Annotated in this window: 13 protein-coding genes; 7 read left to right on the top strand and 6 right to left on the bottom strand. The window is 63.8% G+C overall.

Annotated elements, in window-relative coordinates; genetic code table 11:
* Positions 1 to 6: 6 nt before the first annotated feature.
* Positions 7 to 519, bottom strand: coding sequence for a lactoylglutathione lyase family protein (locus NRS07_RS18695; RefSeq protein ID WP_259209673.1), 513 nt, complete (start codon positions 517 to 519; stop codon positions 7 to 9).
* 93 nt (positions 520 to 612) lie between these two features.
* Between NRS07_RS18695 and NRS07_RS18690 the strand changes: the two genes are divergently transcribed.
* From NRS07_RS18690 to secF, 4 genes are all read left to right on the top strand, one after another.
* Entirely contained in the window at positions 613 to 1,479 is an 867-nt protein-coding gene (locus NRS07_RS18690) for a LysR family transcriptional regulator (RefSeq protein ID WP_259209672.1), read from the top strand.
* A gap of 141 nt (positions 1,480 to 1,620) precedes the next feature.
* Positions 1,621 to 1,953: a preprotein translocase subunit YajC gene (gene yajC / locus NRS07_RS18685; protein ID WP_259209671.1), complete on the top strand. Its 333-nt coding sequence runs from the start codon at positions 1,621 to 1,623 to the stop codon at positions 1,951 to 1,953.
* A 69-nt stretch (positions 1,954 to 2,022) separates the two neighbouring features.
* Entirely contained in the window at positions 2,023 to 3,912 is a 1,890-nt protein-coding gene (gene secD, locus NRS07_RS18680; protein WP_259209670.1) for a protein translocase subunit SecD, read from the top strand.
* Between the two features lie 2 nt (positions 3,913 to 3,914).
* Positions 3,915 to 4,937, top strand: a complete 1,023-nt coding sequence (gene secF, locus NRS07_RS18675) for a protein translocase subunit SecF (protein WP_259209669.1) — start codon at positions 3,915 to 3,917, stop codon at positions 4,935 to 4,937.
* Positions 4,938 to 5,164: 227 nt separating this feature from the next.
* On the opposite strand, the gene NRS07_RS18670 is transcribed toward secF, so the two are convergent.
* The 5 genes from NRS07_RS18670 to NRS07_RS18650 form a co-directional block, all read right to left on the bottom strand.
* Positions 5,165 to 6,565, bottom strand: a complete 1,401-nt coding sequence (locus NRS07_RS18670; RefSeq protein WP_259209668.1) for a DUF1501 domain-containing protein — start codon at positions 6,563 to 6,565, stop codon at positions 5,165 to 5,167.
* Between the two features lie 9 nt (positions 6,566 to 6,574).
* Positions 6,575 to 8,299, bottom strand: a complete 1,725-nt coding sequence (locus tag NRS07_RS18665; protein WP_259209667.1) for a DUF1800 family protein — start codon at positions 8,297 to 8,299, stop codon at positions 6,575 to 6,577.
* Positions 8,300 to 8,560: 261 nt separating this feature from the next.
* Complete coding sequence (locus NRS07_RS18660) at positions 8,561 to 9,394, bottom strand: HDOD domain-containing protein (RefSeq protein ID WP_259209666.1); 834 nt, start codon at positions 9,392 to 9,394, stop codon at positions 8,561 to 8,563.
* Positions 9,395 to 9,479: 85 nt separating this feature from the next.
* Positions 9,480 to 9,761: a hypothetical protein gene (locus NRS07_RS18655; RefSeq protein ID WP_259209665.1), complete on the bottom strand. Its 282-nt coding sequence runs from the start codon at positions 9,759 to 9,761 to the stop codon at positions 9,480 to 9,482.
* Positions 9,762 to 9,771: 10 nt separating this feature from the next.
* Positions 9,772 to 10,224: a MarR family winged helix-turn-helix transcriptional regulator gene (locus tag NRS07_RS18650; RefSeq protein ID WP_259209664.1), complete on the bottom strand. Its 453-nt coding sequence runs from the start codon at positions 10,222 to 10,224 to the stop codon at positions 9,772 to 9,774.
* 151 nt (positions 10,225 to 10,375) lie between these two features.
* Here NRS07_RS18650 and NRS07_RS18645 point away from each other — a divergent pair, with 151 nt between their 5' ends.
* From NRS07_RS18645 to NRS07_RS18635, 3 genes are all read left to right on the top strand, one after another.
* Positions 10,376 to 11,317, top strand: a complete 942-nt coding sequence (locus tag NRS07_RS18645) for a GlxA family transcriptional regulator (protein WP_259209663.1) — start codon at positions 10,376 to 10,378, stop codon at positions 11,315 to 11,317.
* Between the two features lie 169 nt (positions 11,318 to 11,486).
* Positions 11,487 to 12,728 (top strand): acetylornithine/succinyldiaminopimelate transaminase, encoded by a 1,242-nt coding sequence (locus NRS07_RS18640; protein WP_259209662.1) that lies wholly within the window; start codon positions 11,487 to 11,489, stop codon positions 12,726 to 12,728.
* Between the two features lie 84 nt (positions 12,729 to 12,812).
* The gene (locus NRS07_RS18635; RefSeq protein ID WP_259209661.1) at positions 12,813 to 13,841 is read left to right on the top strand and encodes an arginine N-succinyltransferase; all 1,029 of its coding nucleotides are present in this window, start codon (positions 12,813 to 12,815) and stop codon (positions 13,839 to 13,841) included.
* Positions 13,842 to 13,845: the final 4 nt, after the last annotated feature.

Below are 13,845 nucleotides of genomic sequence, written 5' to 3'. Positions count from 1 at the left end.
GGCGCATCACGCCTTGCCGTAGGCCCCGGCCGAGTAGGTCAGCTCGTAGCTGTGGCTATAGATCTCGATGATGTTGCCGAACGGGTCTTCCATGTACACCATGCGATAAGGTTTTTCGCCTGGAAAATATTCGCGTACCGGCATGCGCTGGCGGCCACCGGCGGCGACGATTTTCTCTGCCAGGCCCTCGACATCCGGGTCTTGCACGCAGAAATGGAAGATGCCGGTTTTCCAGTATTCGAAATTGTTGGCCGGCCGCTCGGCGTTGGGAAACTCGAAGATCTCCACCCCGATCCGGTCACCGGTAGACAGGTGAGCAATGCGAAACGAACCCCAGCCAGGGCCGAACACGTCGCCGCACATGACGCCGATCGGGCTGTCGTCTTCGCTGATGGTGGTAGGCGGCATGATCAGGTACCAGCCCATGACTTCGGTATAGAAGCGGACCGCGGCGTCAAGGTCGGTGACCGACAGGCCGATATGGGAAAAACTGCGTGGGTAAGGTGTGGTCGATGCCATGCTGATTCTCCTGTGTGGAAAGAGCATTCATGATGAGCGCGCTAGGGCATCATGTAAACTTATGCCACCTTATGGTTTCCATAAAATATTCTTATGCTCAATCCCCAATGGCTGCGTAGCTTCGATGCCGTTGCCGAGGCTGGCAGCTTTACCCGTGCCGCCGAACAGCTGGGCCTGACCCAGGCCGCCGTCAGCCAGCACATCAGCCGCCTCGAAGACGAGTTCGGCCCGCTGCTGCTGCGCCGGCCGCGCCAGCTCGACCTGACCCCGGCCGGCCATGCGTTGCTGGCCTGCCACGCCGAGATCCTGGCGGCCGAGCGGCGCCTGCGCGCGCGTCTCTCCGACGACGACCCGCATCACGGCGAGATCAGCCTGATCACGCCCGGCAGTGTCGGCCTGGCCCTGTATCCGCTGCTGCTGGCGTTGCAGCAGGCCGAGCCGGGCCTGTGCGTGCGCCACCGCTTCGCGCCCGATGCCGAAGTGTGCGAAGCGGTACTGGATAACCGTTTCGAGCTGGGCCTGCTAACCCTGAAACCCGACGACCCGCGCCTGGTGGCGCGCTTGTTCGCCGAAGAACCGCTGGAACTGGTAGTGCCGGCCAACGCCCGGCTTGATGGCTGGGAAGACCTGGCGCGGCTGGGGATGATCGACCATCCGGATGGCCAGGCCATGGCCACCCGCCTGCTCAGCCGTTATTTTCCCGGCAACCCGGGCGTACGCAGCCTGGCCGTGCGCGGTTACGTGAACCAGATCGGCCTGATCCTCGAGCCGGTGGCGCGCGGACTCGGTTTCGCCATCCTGCCGCGCCATGCGCGCCAGGCCTTCGCCCGGCCGGACGCGGTACGCGTGGTCGAGGCCGGCGCGCCGGTGCTCGACAGCCTGTGGCTGATTCATCGCGCCGAGTGGCCGCTGTCGGCACGCGCGACGGCAGCGCTCGATTTTCTCCAGCACCGCATCTAGGCCAGGCGTCTATCGGAGGCGTTAGGCAAATTTCCAACTTGCAATTTGTTGTCGTCGATCTTATATAGCGCACAATGGCCGCGGACGGTGCGCCGATGCTAGAATGTAGCGCTGTTTTTTTATCTCACAATTGGAGTCTCTGTGTTCATTTCCAACGCGTACGCGCAAACCACCACTGCAGCCGACCCCGGCATCATGGGTAGCCTGACTACCTTCCTGCCCCTGATCCTGATGTTCGTGGTCATGTATTTCCTCATGATCCGTCCACAGCAAAAGCGCCAGCGCGAAGCGAAGGCGATGATGGATGCGCTCGCCAAGGGCGACGAAGTGGCGACCGCGGGCGGCATTCTCGGCCGCGTGACCAAGGTTGCGGACACCTTCGTGACCCTCGAAATTGCTGCCGGTACCGAAATCGTGGTGCAGAAGCACGCCGTGACGACACTGCTGCCAAAAGGCACCCTGAAGTCCCTGTAAGCGCCGTAGGCCCTGTAAGCCCGCGGCGGCCCTGGCCACCGCGAGCTCAACATCGAACGCTGGAACACTATGAATCGCTATCCCGTCTGGAAATATCTACTGATTGCCATCACGCTCTTGTTGGGCGCGCTGTACACGGCGCCGAACTATTTCGGCGAGTCTCCGGCGTTACAGGTCACCACTGGTAAATCGACAGTCAACATCACCAGCGCCACCACCAGCCTGGTGGCGGATGCACTCAAGCGCGCCGGCGTTCCCGCCACCGCGGTCAGCCTCGAAGGCAGCGGCAACAGCACCTCGGTGCGCGCCCGCTTTGCCAGCACCGATGCCCAGTTCAAGGCCAAGCTCGCGCTCGAGCGCGACCTGAACCGCGACCAGGAAGACCCCGATTACATCGTGACGGTCAACCTGGTAAAGAATACTCCCGCCTGGATGCAGGCAATCGGTGCCCAGCCGATGAATCTCGGACTGGACCTGCGCGGCGGCGTGCACTTCTTGCTGCAAGTTGACGGCAAGGCCGTGCTCGACTCCAAGATCAAGGGTATCCAGTCGAGCGTGCGCAGCCAGCTGCGCGACAAGAACATCCGCCACGCCGGCATCGAGCGCGTCGGCAATGCCATCGAAGTGCGCTTTCGCGACGACGCTACCCGTAGCGCCGCGCGGGCCGAACTGGCCCGGCAGACGCCCGACCTCGACTTTACCGAAACCGCCGACGGCACCGACCTGAAGCTGGGCGTCACCCTCAAGCCCGAAGCGCTCAAGCGCACCGTCGAAGACGGCGTCAGGCAGAACATCGCCACCCTGTCCAAGCGCATCAACGAACTGGGCACCACCGAGCCGCTGATCCAGCAGCAGGGTGCCGACCGCATCATCGTGCAACTGCCGGGCGTGCAGGACGTGGCGCGCGCCAAGGACATCATCGGCCGCACCGCGACCCTCGAACTGCGCATGGTCGACCAGACCGTGACCCCGGGCACCGAACTGACCGCCGCCATTCCGCTGAACTCGGAACTGTTCACCGAGGGCCGCGGCGCCCCGATCGTGGTGTCGAAAGACGTGATCCTGAGCGGCGAGTCGATCTCGAGCGCCGTGGCCAGCTTCGATTCCAACCAGCAGCCGGCCGTTTCACTCGACCTCGACGGCGATGGCGGGCGCCGCATGCGCCAGACCACCCGCGACAACATCGGCCAGCGCATGGCGATTCTGCTCAAGGAAAAGGGCAAGTTCAGCGTACTGTCGGCCCCGACCATCCAGAGCGAATTCGGCTCGAACTTCCAGATCACCAACATGGGCACCTCGGAAGACGCAAACGAACTGGCGCTGCTGCTGCGCTCGGGCGCGCTGTCGGCACCGATGGAATTCATCGAAGAACGCGTGATCGGCCCGCAGCTGGGCGCCGAGAACATCGAACGCGGCCTGTATTCGACCATCTGGGGCTTCGTGGCCATTGCGATCTTCATGGTCCTGTACTACCACCTGGTGGGCTTGTTCAGCGCGATGGCGCTGGCGGCCAACGTGCTGTTCCTGCTGGCCCTGCTGTCGATGCTGCAGATCACGCTGACCTTGCCGGGTATCGCGGCAATCGCGCTGGCGCTGGGCATGGCGATTGACGCCAACGTCCTGATCAACGAACGCATCCGCGAAGAGCTGCGCGCCGGAGCGGCGCCGCAAACGGCGATCTCGGCCGGCTTCAAGCATGCCTGGGACACGATCTTCGACTCCAACGTGACCACCCTGATCGTCGGCCTGGCGCTGCTGGTGTTCGGTTCCGGCGCCGTCCGCGGCTTCGCCGTGGTGCACTGCCTGGGCATCCTGACCTCGATGTTCTCGGCCGTGTTCGTCTCCCGTGGTTTCCTCAACCTCTGGTACGGCCGCAAGAAGAAACTGACCCACATCTCGATCGGCACGGTCTGGAAAGACGGTTTCACGCCTAACAAGCAAAACGCAACTCAGGAATAACGATGGAATTCTTCAAGATCAAACGGGACATCCCGTTCATGCGCCACGCGTTGATCCTCAACGTGATTTCGGTGGTGACTTTCCTGGCGGCCGTGTTCTTTTTGGTGACCAAGGGCCTGCATTATTCGGTCGAATTCACCGGCGGCACCGTGATGGAGTTGCGCTATCCGCAGGCCGCCGACCAGGAAAAGATCCGCGCCACGCTGCGCGCCACCGGCTATGCTGCGCCTGAAGTGACCAGCTTCGGCAACGCCCAGACCGTGTTGCTGCGCCTGCCGATCATCGAAGGCCAGGCCCAGGCTGGTTCGTCGACCGCGGTATTCAATGCCGTGTGTACGTCCGAACAGGGCACGCCGAAGGTCACGCAAGTAACCACCGACAAGGGCGAGCAGGTCAGCCGCACCAGCTGCGTCGATACCGCCAACCAGGAGCGGGTCAGCCTGCAGCGCGTCGAATATGTCGGTCCTGCCGTCGGCGAAGAGCTGGCGCAAAATGGCCTCAATGCGCTGCTGATGGTGATCGTTGGCGTGGTGATCTACCTGGCGATCCGCTTCGAGTGGAAGTTCGCCGTCTCGGCCATCATCGCCAACCTGCACGACGTGGTCATCATCCTCGGCTTCTTCGCGTTCTTCCAGTGGGAGTTTTCGCTCACGGTGCTGGCGGCGATCCTGGCGGTGCTGGGTTATTCGGTCAATGAGTCGGTGGTCATCTTCGACCGGATTCGCGAAATGTTCCGCAAGCAGCGCAAGATGAGCGTGCCCGAAGTGATGGACCACGCGATCACCAGTACCATTTCGCGCACCATCATCACCCACGGCTCGACCCAGATCATGGTGCTGTCGATGCTGCTGTTCGGCGGCCACGCGCTGCATTACTTCGCGCTCGCGCTGACCATCGGCATTTGCTTCGGCATTTATTCGTCGGTCTTCGTCGCCGCCGCGCTGGCCATGTGGCTGGGCGTCAAGCGTGAAGACCTGGTCAAGCCGGTCAAGGAAAAAGACGAGACCGACGGCGCCGTCGTCTAAGGTTTTGTCTGCCCAAAAAAATGCCGCCCGGTTAATATCGGAGCGGCATTTTTTTCGGGCGGTGGGGACAATCCGTCAATTGCCGCATGTGTGTGTGACCGCACAGAGGCGTCCCCAGCGCAACCTTATAGTGGAACTGTCTCTTTCAGGACATCCCTAGTTTTGGACTTCACCCGCTCCCTCAACCGGAGCGGGTTTTTTTTTATGGGCTGCGCGCTGCCGGCGTCTCAGACAAAGCCGATATTGCGGGTACTGGCGTCGAAGTTGGACAGTCCCGGCAGCATTGCCAGCAGTTCGCTGTCGGATACGCCCAGCCATTTACCCAGGGTCGCGGCGAACTGGTCGACCGATGTGGTCGGCAACAACCGGCCCTGTCCGACATCGTCCGGCCCGCCGTTTGCCACGACCGGTGCCTGGCCGTAAAAGCGCTTGCCCTTGACCGCGCCACCGAGCACGAAATGCATGCTGCCCCAGCCGTGATCCGACCCGTCGCTGTTGCCCGCCATCGTGCGCCCAAAATCCGAGGCGGTGAAGGTGGTCACGTTCTCGCTCAAGCCCAGCTCAACTGTCGCAGCCTGGAACGATGCCAGCGCCGAGGCCAGGTTCGATAGCAGCCCCGGATGCGTGCCGAGCAGGTTGTCGTGCGTATCGAAGCCCCCCATCGACACAAAGAACACTTGCCGCTTCGCGCCCAGTTTGGGCGCGGCGCCGATCATCCGCGCGACCATGTTCAGCTGGCCGGCCAGGCTGTTGCCGGCAGCGAAAGGCGTGGCCAGTGCCGGCGACGAGGCCAGCGCGCCGGTAAGGATGCTGTCCGCGTCGATGGAGCGCTTGGTCACGCGCGTGTATTCGTTTTCCAGCACATGGCTGCGCGGCTGGCTCACCAAAGTAGCGAGCGCGGCACTGGCTGCAGTCGATCCGAACAGCGGCGACTTGACGCCCGCCAGCGGCACCGACCCGCTGCTGGAGACCTGGTATTGCACTGCCGATTTTCCTGACATGAATACGGCATTGCCGGAGACGTTGACGCAGGTAAAGGTCGCGTTGCCGTTGCCGCTCTCGAACAAATCGCCCATGCGTCCGCCCCAGCCCGAGGTGGCACCTTCGGGCGAGGACGATTGCCAGACCGACTGCTGGTCGTTGTGCGAGAACAGCTTGGGAGGCAGCTTGACCGAGCGGTTCAGGTATTGCTGCTTGGAGGTCGGTTGCACCAGCGTGCCGACGTTGAGCATGACAGCCATGTTGCCGGCATTGAAGAGCGGCATCAGTGGAGACAGTTCCGGCGCCAGCGCATACTGGTGGGCGTAGCCGGTGCTGTCGAGCGGCGCGTTGGCGGGCGCGAGCGCGGTCGCATCGAGGCTGGCGCGGCCGTAGGCGAAGCCGGGCCGCATCTGCTGGTAGGCCGCGTGGCTGCTCAGGTCATAGGGCACGACGGTGTTGGCATAATCGTTGCCCCCGTACAGGAACACGCAAACCAGTGCCTTGTAGTCGCCAGCCGTGGCGGCCGACGCCTCGGCCATCGCCGCCAGGTTGAGGGCCCACGGTGCGGCTACGCCGGCCACCGAGAGGGCCGATGCCCGTTTCAGGAAGGCCCGGCGCGATGCAGGTTGTTGGTGCTTGATTGCCATGGCTACTTCCTATTTTTGGATGATGAATTCTGGCGCGGCCAGCACGAGGGTCAAGGCCGCATGGATGCGATTAGTGCGTGCGCTATCGGACCCGGACGGCATGGCATCGATGGCGCCCTTGAGCAGCGACATGGTGGTGGTCGACAGCTGTCCTGCGGCAAGCACGAGATTGAGTTCGTCGAGCAGCAGCTGGGCGGTATCGGCCAGCGGCAGCAGCGCCGAATAGTCACCCTTCACATCGCCGACCCCGCGACTGACCACGGTTTGCATGTAGTTCACGTAGCCGACCACGCTCGACTCGTTGGTCAATTGAAATTCCGGTGCGACCATGCCGGCACTGGCGACGGCGCTGTTCGGCGGTACATAGCCCGGGCGGAAAAAATTGAACACGCTGGCTGCGCGCAGGGGGCTTTGCCCGAGGCGGGTGGCGGGATCCGAGGTGTTGCCGACCGCCCAGGCATCGCTGGCCGAGCTGGCCTTGAAGGCACGCGCCCATGCGGCAAACCGCAGTATCGGTTCGCGCTGCTTGCCAAAGCGCACGTCGCTCGGCGGCGGCGCCGAGCGGGCTTCGCTGTCGAGCAAGATCGCCTTGACCACGGCGGTGAGGTTACCCCTGGCACCGGCGCCGTCGTTGTTGAAGACCGCTGCCACCCGGGTGACATAGGCGGGGGAAGGATTGCTGCAGACCAGCCGCATGATCAATTGACGGCTGACGAAGGGAGCCATGTTGCTGTGCGCGAAAATCGTATCGAGCGCCTGCTTGAGGCTTTCCTCGCCGCTCAGGCCGGCCGCAATGGTTTTGCCCAGGAAGGTCTTGCTTCCGGTTTCGTGCGCGCTTGCGTTGACGATCATTGGGCGGCGTTTGTAGTCCGGGGTGTCGGTGTTGCCGCCGGCAAGGTCGTAGTTCCAGCCGGTAAACACCCGCGCCAGGCCGGCGATGTCGTCCAGGCCATAGGTTTCTTCTTGCTGGCCGCCAACCAGCTTCGGGGTGCCGTCCGGATTCAGGTTGACCAGGCCGATGGTGAACAACTGCATCAGCTCGCGCGCATAATTCTCGTCCGGCAGGGCGCCGGTGCTGGCCCGGAACTTGACGCTGCCACGGTAGGTCAGGAATTCGCCCATGGCCGGGCTGGTCGAGACCTTTTCCAGCAGGCGCCGGTAATTGCCAAAGGCTTCCGTCTCCAGCAGGTCGAGGTAGGCGGCAGCCGTGAAGGCTTTCCATCCACCGCTAAAGCCCGACACCGAGGTCACCAGGATTTCGGACAGCGCGAAGGTGATCCGCTGGCGCAGGGTGTCAGGCGAGGACAGCAGCTTGCGCCAGATCGTGGCATCGGCGCCCGCTTCGCCATTCTTGTTGCTGATATTGTTCAGTCCACGCGCAACCAGGTAGTCCCATCGCGTCCCCGAGGCCGGGACGGCAAATTGCTCGTCGAGCCAGCCGGCGTAGCCGAGCGACTGGACACGGGCGATCTGTTCGCGCGTTGCCCCCATCGATGCCTGGGCTAAAAAGCGCGACGCTTCTGCTGCGCTGGGGCCGGTCGGTAGCGGCGTGACCACCGGGGCCGTGGCAGCAGGCGGTGGCGCGGCCGCGACCGGGGCGGCGGCACTATCGCCACCGCCGCCGCCGCCGCCGCAGCCCGTCAGTAAGGCCAGCGGCAAGATGGCGGCCACTGCTGCAGGTGCCTGCAAGCTGTTGTTGTCGCTGCTGGCGACGATGGAACTGGAATGGTCCATGGCGTAAAAGTTGGCTGGTGGAAAGTATTGACGATCCTAGCCAGTTTCTTTCCGCCTTACAACTTCAAATTTGCAACACACTGTAAGTGGCTGCGGCCATTTACAGTGAAACCGCGGCATTATGTGAATCAGCGCACGGAAACAGGCACCATTCCTGCCTATAGTGGAACTGTCTCTTTCAGGACATCCCTAGTTTTGGACTTTGCCCGCTCTTGTAGCGGGTATTTTTTTGGGCGCGGGGTGTTACTGCGCCCAATCCTGCTACAGCAGCGCGGCAGTCAGGCTCTTGACTTCTTCGGCCGACTCGGCCAGCACCTGGGCCAGGGTGCCTTCGCCGGTAGTGAAATCGATGGTGGCCGCGCTCTGGGCCGTGGTGGCGCCGGCGCGCTGGTGCAGCGGGGAAGGAAAGGGCGCCAGGTCCTTGGCCAGCAGCAGCGTGTCGCCCAGGGTTTCGGGGGGCAGCGCGCGCATGCCGTTCCAGAGTGCCTCGATGGCCCCCATCACCGGTGCCGGCACCCCGAGCTTGAGCAGCACGCCGCGGCCGATCGGCGCTTCGCCATGCTCGAGCCATTCGTCGGTGATGTCATCGAGCAGGCCCGGAAATTCGGCAGCGCGCGAGAGCAGGTAGAAACCGCCTACCTCGTGCACGATACCGGCAAACATGGCGGTTTCCGGATCGACGAACGAGACCCGGCGCGCGATCACCTGGGCCAGTGCGGCCACATGGGCCGAATGGATCCACAGCTGGTCGGCCTTGGCGCGCAGGTCCGGGTCGGTGATTTCGCTTGCCAGCTGGCGCACGATGACGGCGGCGGCCAGTGCGCCGAGTGTCCGAAAGCCAACGCGCTGTACGGCCGCGCGCACATTGGTGACATCGTGCCCGGTGCGGTTATAGGCCACCGAATTGGCGATCGCGACGGTGCGCGCCGCCAGCAGCGGCTCGGCCTGCACCAGCCGCGCTGCCATGTCCGTATGGCAGTCGGGCTCACCCAGGGCGCGCTGCAACTTGAGCGTCGCATCGACATTGGTAGGGAAGCTGAGTTCGCCGCGGCTGGCTTGTGCGGCGATGCTCTTGAGGGCAGAGGATCGGTCCATCGAAAAATTATACCCCCATTGCACTGCCGGGCTGGTTAATAGTGCTTTGAGGCATTAGTGCCCTGCCAGGCACGCCCGTACCGCTTCAAGGCTCGCTGAAGATGGCGTCGCAGCCGTCTTTTTGCTCTTCGGTGTCTTGCAGCTCGTCGTTCAAGCCCAGGTCGATCAGTTCCTCAACCGCGTTCATGAAGCTGTTGAGTTTGGTGGCGCCGATCAGGCGGTAGATCTCGCCCGAATCGTTGCGTATGCCGATCAGCATGGTTTCTTGCTGTACTTCGTCGAGCGGCGCGACATCGAGCAGGATATTGCCAACGATATGCTTATCAAAATGGGCTGGCTTTTTGCCGTCGATCAGGGAAGTTTTCAAGGCATTTCCTTTATGTGTCAGAAGGGTGGGAGGCAGCGCCCGCGGCGATTCCGTCGCGCAGCTTGCGCAGGGCGGCGTCGAGGACGTCGAATTCGGTATTGCTATAGCTGGCGAACAGGCGCTTGCCATGCGCGACAACTTGCGGAAACACGTCGCGGAACACGGCCTCGCCGGCAGGCGTGAGCCGCACGAAGAAAGAGCGCTTGTCGGCGTCGCTGCGCTCGCGCACGACGAGGCCTTTCTGTTCCAGGCGCTCGATCACGCCGGTTAGCGTACCCTTGGTGATCAAGGTGCGCTCGCCCAGCTCTTTGTAGCTCATTCCTGGGGTATTGCCCAGGGTGGCAAGGATATCGAACTGCGCATGCGTCAGTCCGTGCTGGCGCACCGCCGCTCCAGAAAAACGCTCGAAGCCTTGCATGCACTCGGCCAGCAGCCGGATGCTCGTTAAATATCGTTCCCCCATGGGGCAGGATTATAGCCGCCTGCGCGCTTTATTCGAATGCTGGAGCGGACCGGGCCCTGAATATCCGGCGCATTGTTCTGTATGATAGCGGGCGATGCGTACCACCGGTCGCCACGCCCCTTTCCTCGTATGACACCGCCGAATCGATCCGATGCAGCCTGCTGACCTGTCCCTGCTGGCACAGGAACGACCGCTGCGCGTGCTGCTGGTAAGCGCGGGTGAGCCGGACATGCTGAGCTGGTCCGGCCTGGTCCAGCCGCTGCGCCTTGCCGCCAAGCTGCTGGGGCCCGAACTGCTGCATGTGGACGTGCGCAGCCCCGACAAGTTCATGGCCGATGCCCAGCGCTACTGGCACCTGGTGCTGCTGGTGGCCGACGAAGCCGAAGCTGCGCTGCGCCCCGCCAACTGCCGCGCCCTGGTCGAGCGCTTGCGCGCGGCGCCGTTCTGGGGCGGTGTCGGCGCCGGCGTGCTGTGGCTGGCCGATGCCGGCGCGCTGCACGGCATTCGCACCGCGCTGCCCTGGGCCCTCTACCCCGATACCAATGCGCTGGCCGAGCCGGCGCTGTTTACCCCCAACCTGTTCGAGGTCGATGGCAACCGCCTGACGTGCTGTGGCGGCGCGGCCAGCATCGACTTCGCCCTGAGCCTGATCGAGATGCTGTTCGGCGGCGCGGTCCAGGCGCAAGTCAAGGAAATCCTGTGCGTGGACCGGGTGCGCGGCAAGGACGAGCGCCAGCGGGTGGCGCTGCAGGCCAGGTTCGGCATGCTCCAGCCCAAGCTCACCGAAGCGGTGGCGCTGATGGAGGCAAATATCGAAGAGCCGCTCTCGACCGACGAGATCGCCCAGCTCTCCGGCGTCTCGCGGCGCCAGCTCGAACGCCTGTTCAAGCAATACCTCGGCAGTCTGCCGTCGCGCTACTACCTCGAGCTGCGCCTGCAGCGCGCCCGCAAACTGCTTATCGAGACCAATCATTCGATCGTGCAGGTGGGGCTGATGTGCGGATTTTCCTCGGGCTCGCATTTCTCGACCGCCTTCGGCGCGCTGTTCGGCAATACGCCGCGCGAGGAGCGGCAGCGCAAGTTGGGGCAGTAGGGACGCGGGCAGGATCGCTCTGTTGTAACTCCCACAATCTTTCTTCGACTAAAAACGAAAATCCCTGTCGCAGTTCTGCAAGAACTTGTAGAGGGGGCTTTCTATAATGGTTTCTACGCTGCGCGGCGATTGGCCCGCGCACAACCTTCTTGAAGATGAGGAAGAAGCCATGAACGCAAAGCTCGACTCCGGTGTCACCACGCGGCCTGTCACCCGGCAGACCTTCGACGAAGTCCTCGTCCCGACCTATGCCCCGGCTGCCATGGTGCCGGTGCGCGCGGCGGGCCTGGAAGTGTGGGACCAGGAAGGCAAGCGTTACCTCGACTTCACCTCGGGCATCGCGGTCACGAGCCTGGGCCACGCCCATCCGGGCGTGGTCGACGCGCTCACCCGTCAGATCAACACCCTCTGGCACCTCGGCAACGGCTATACCAACGAGCCGGTGCTGCGCCTGGCCACGGCGCTGACCGAAGCGACCTTCGCCGACCGCGCTTTCTTCTGCAATTCGGGCGCCGAAGCCAACGAAGCGGCCCTGAAGCTGGCGCGCAAGTACGCGCACACCAAGTTCGGCCCGCACAAGTCGCGCATCGTGTCCTGCCTGTCGTCCTTCCATGGCCGTACCCTGTTTACGGTGTCGGTCGGCGGCCAGCCGAAGTACACCGAAGGCTTCGAGCCGCTGCCGCAGGAACTGAGCCACATCCCGTACAACGACATCGAGGCCGCGCGCGCCGCGATCACCGACGATGTCGCCGCCGTGATCGTCGAGCCGATCCAGGGCGAGGGCGGCGTCATTCCGGGCGACAAGCAATACCTGAAGGCGCTGCGCGAGTTCTGCGACGCGACCGGCGCGCTGCTGGTGTTCGACGAAGTACAGTCGGGCGTGGGCCGCACCGGCAGCTTGTATGCCTATCAACAGATGGACGTGACCCCGGACATCCTGACCTCGGCCAAGGCGCTCGGCAACGGCTACCCGATCGGCGCCATGCTCACCACCGAAGCGATCGCTCAGCATTTCGGCGTCGGCACCCACGGCACCACCTATGGCGGCAATCCGCTGGCGGCGACCGTCGGCCTGAAAGTGGTCGAGACCATCAGCCAGCCTGCCTTCTTGGAACGCGTGGTGCAAGCCAGCGCCAAGATCTTCGGCAATCTCGAGCAGCTCTCGGCCGACTACCCGCAGGTGTTCGGCAAGCCGCGCGGCATGGGCCTGCTCATCGGCCTGCCGATGGCCGAGGCCTGCAAGGGCCGTTCCAAGGACTACACCAAGCTGGCCGAAAAGCTCGGCCTGATGCTGCTCATCGCCGGTCCCGACGTGGTCCGCCTGGCGCCGGCACTGGTGGTGTCGGACGAGCAGATCCTTGAAGCGGATCGCCTGATGCGCGAGGCCGTCGAGGCCTTCGTCGCCGGGTAAATACCGTCATGCCGGGGCCGTCCGTCCGCGAGGGCGGCGGCCGTGCGGTTTGGCCAGATCGATTGATCTCTTTCAGGAGTTCGCATGTATGTAGTTCGTCCGGTAGAGCGCGGTGATATCGGCGCCCTCGAGGCGTTGGGGGCGGTCTCGATCCCCGGCGTGCACACGCTGCCGCGCACGCGCGAAGCCATTGTCGCGGCGGTCGAGCGCTCGATCGCTTCGTTCGCCGCCCAAGTCGACATCCCGAGCGAGGAGTCGTACCAGTTCGTGCTCGAAGACCTGGGCAGCCGCGAGGTGGTGGGCACCTCGTCGATCCATGCGTCGGCCGGTTCCAACGGCACCTATTTTGCGTTTCGCAACGACGTGATCCAGCAGGTCTCGCGCGACCTGAACATCAGCCACAGCGTGCATGCGCTGACGCTGTGCTCGGAACTGACGGCCTATTCGCACCTGTCGGGCTTTTATATCCGCAACCGCACCAGTGCCGGCCCGGAAGCCGCGCTGCTGTCGCGCGCGCGCCTGCTGTACGCCGTGCTGGCGCCGCAACGCTTTGGCGACCGCTTTTTCGTGCCGCTGGCCGGCGTCACCGATGCCGACGGCCAGTCGGCGTTCTGGAATGCGCTGGGCCGCAAGTTCTTCAAGATGGACTTTCTCGAGGCCGAGCGCGTCATCGACGGCGCCCGCAACCGCACCCTGATCGTCGAGCTGATGCCACACTATCCGGTCTACGTGCCGCTGCTGCCGGGCGACGCCCAGGCCGTGCTCGGCCAGATCCATCCGAGCGGCGAACTCGCCTTCGACCTGCTCACGCAAGAGGGCTTCGAGGCCGACGAATACATCGACATCTTCGACGGCGGCCCGATCCTGCAGGCGCACCGCAATTCGCTGCGCTCGTTCAGCGGCTCGCATGTGCGCCAGGTCGACAACACCAGGCACGATGCCGAGGCCGGCGCGCTGGTAAGCTATGCGGTGGCCAGCACCGAACAGAATTTCCGCGCCGTGATCGCCGCCTGCCCACCGGTCGACACCGCCCAGGCGATCTGCCTGCCGCGCGAGGCCCAGCAGGCGCTGGGCGTCTCCCCGGGTGACAACGTCACCTGCGTGCGTATCTAAAGAG

The sequence above is a fragment of the Massilia sp. H6 genome, from assembly GCF_024802625.1.
In the GTDB taxonomy this organism is placed as follows: Bacteria; Pseudomonadota; Gammaproteobacteria; order Burkholderiales; family Burkholderiaceae_D; genus Telluria.
This window is presented reverse-complemented; position numbering and strand designations above follow the sequence as displayed.

What these genes read in the sequence shown, in the direction of transcription:
- NRS07_RS18645 (WP_259209663.1), top strand. Translation starts at nt 10,376, where the DNA reads ATGCAGCCTGCTGACCTGTCCCTGCTGGCACAGGAACGACCGCTGCGC.
- secD (WP_259209670.1), top strand. Translation starts at nt 2,023, where the DNA reads ATGAATCGCTATCCCGTCTGGAAATATCTACTGATTGCCATCACGCTC.
- NRS07_RS18690 (WP_259209672.1), top strand. Translation starts at nt 613, where the DNA reads ATGCTCAATCCCCAATGGCTGCGTAGCTTCGATGCCGTTGCCGAGGCT.
- NRS07_RS18695 (WP_259209673.1), bottom strand. Translation starts at nt 519, where the DNA reads ATGGCATCGACCACACCTTACCCACGCAGTTTTTCCCATATCGGCCTG.
- NRS07_RS18660 (WP_259209666.1), bottom strand. Translation starts at nt 9,394, where the DNA reads ATGGACCGATCCTCTGCCCTCAAGAGCATCGCCGCACAAGCCAGCCGC.
- NRS07_RS18650 (WP_259209664.1), bottom strand. Translation starts at nt 10,224, where the DNA reads ATGGGGGAACGATATTTAACGAGCATCCGGCTGCTGGCCGAGTGCATG.
- NRS07_RS18640 (WP_259209662.1), top strand. Translation starts at nt 11,487, where the DNA reads ATGAACGCAAAGCTCGACTCCGGTGTCACCACGCGGCCTGTCACCCGG.
- NRS07_RS18670 (WP_259209668.1), bottom strand. Translation starts at nt 6,565, where the DNA reads ATGGCAATCAAGCACCAACAACCTGCATCGCGCCGGGCCTTCCTGAAA.
- secF (WP_259209669.1), top strand. Translation starts at nt 3,915, where the DNA reads ATGGAATTCTTCAAGATCAAACGGGACATCCCGTTCATGCGCCACGCG.
- NRS07_RS18635 (WP_259209661.1), top strand. Translation starts at nt 12,813, where the DNA reads ATGTATGTAGTTCGTCCGGTAGAGCGCGGTGATATCGGCGCCCTCGAG.
- NRS07_RS18665 (WP_259209667.1), bottom strand. Translation starts at nt 8,299, where the DNA reads ATGGACCATTCCAGTTCCATCGTCGCCAGCAGCGACAACAACAGCTTG.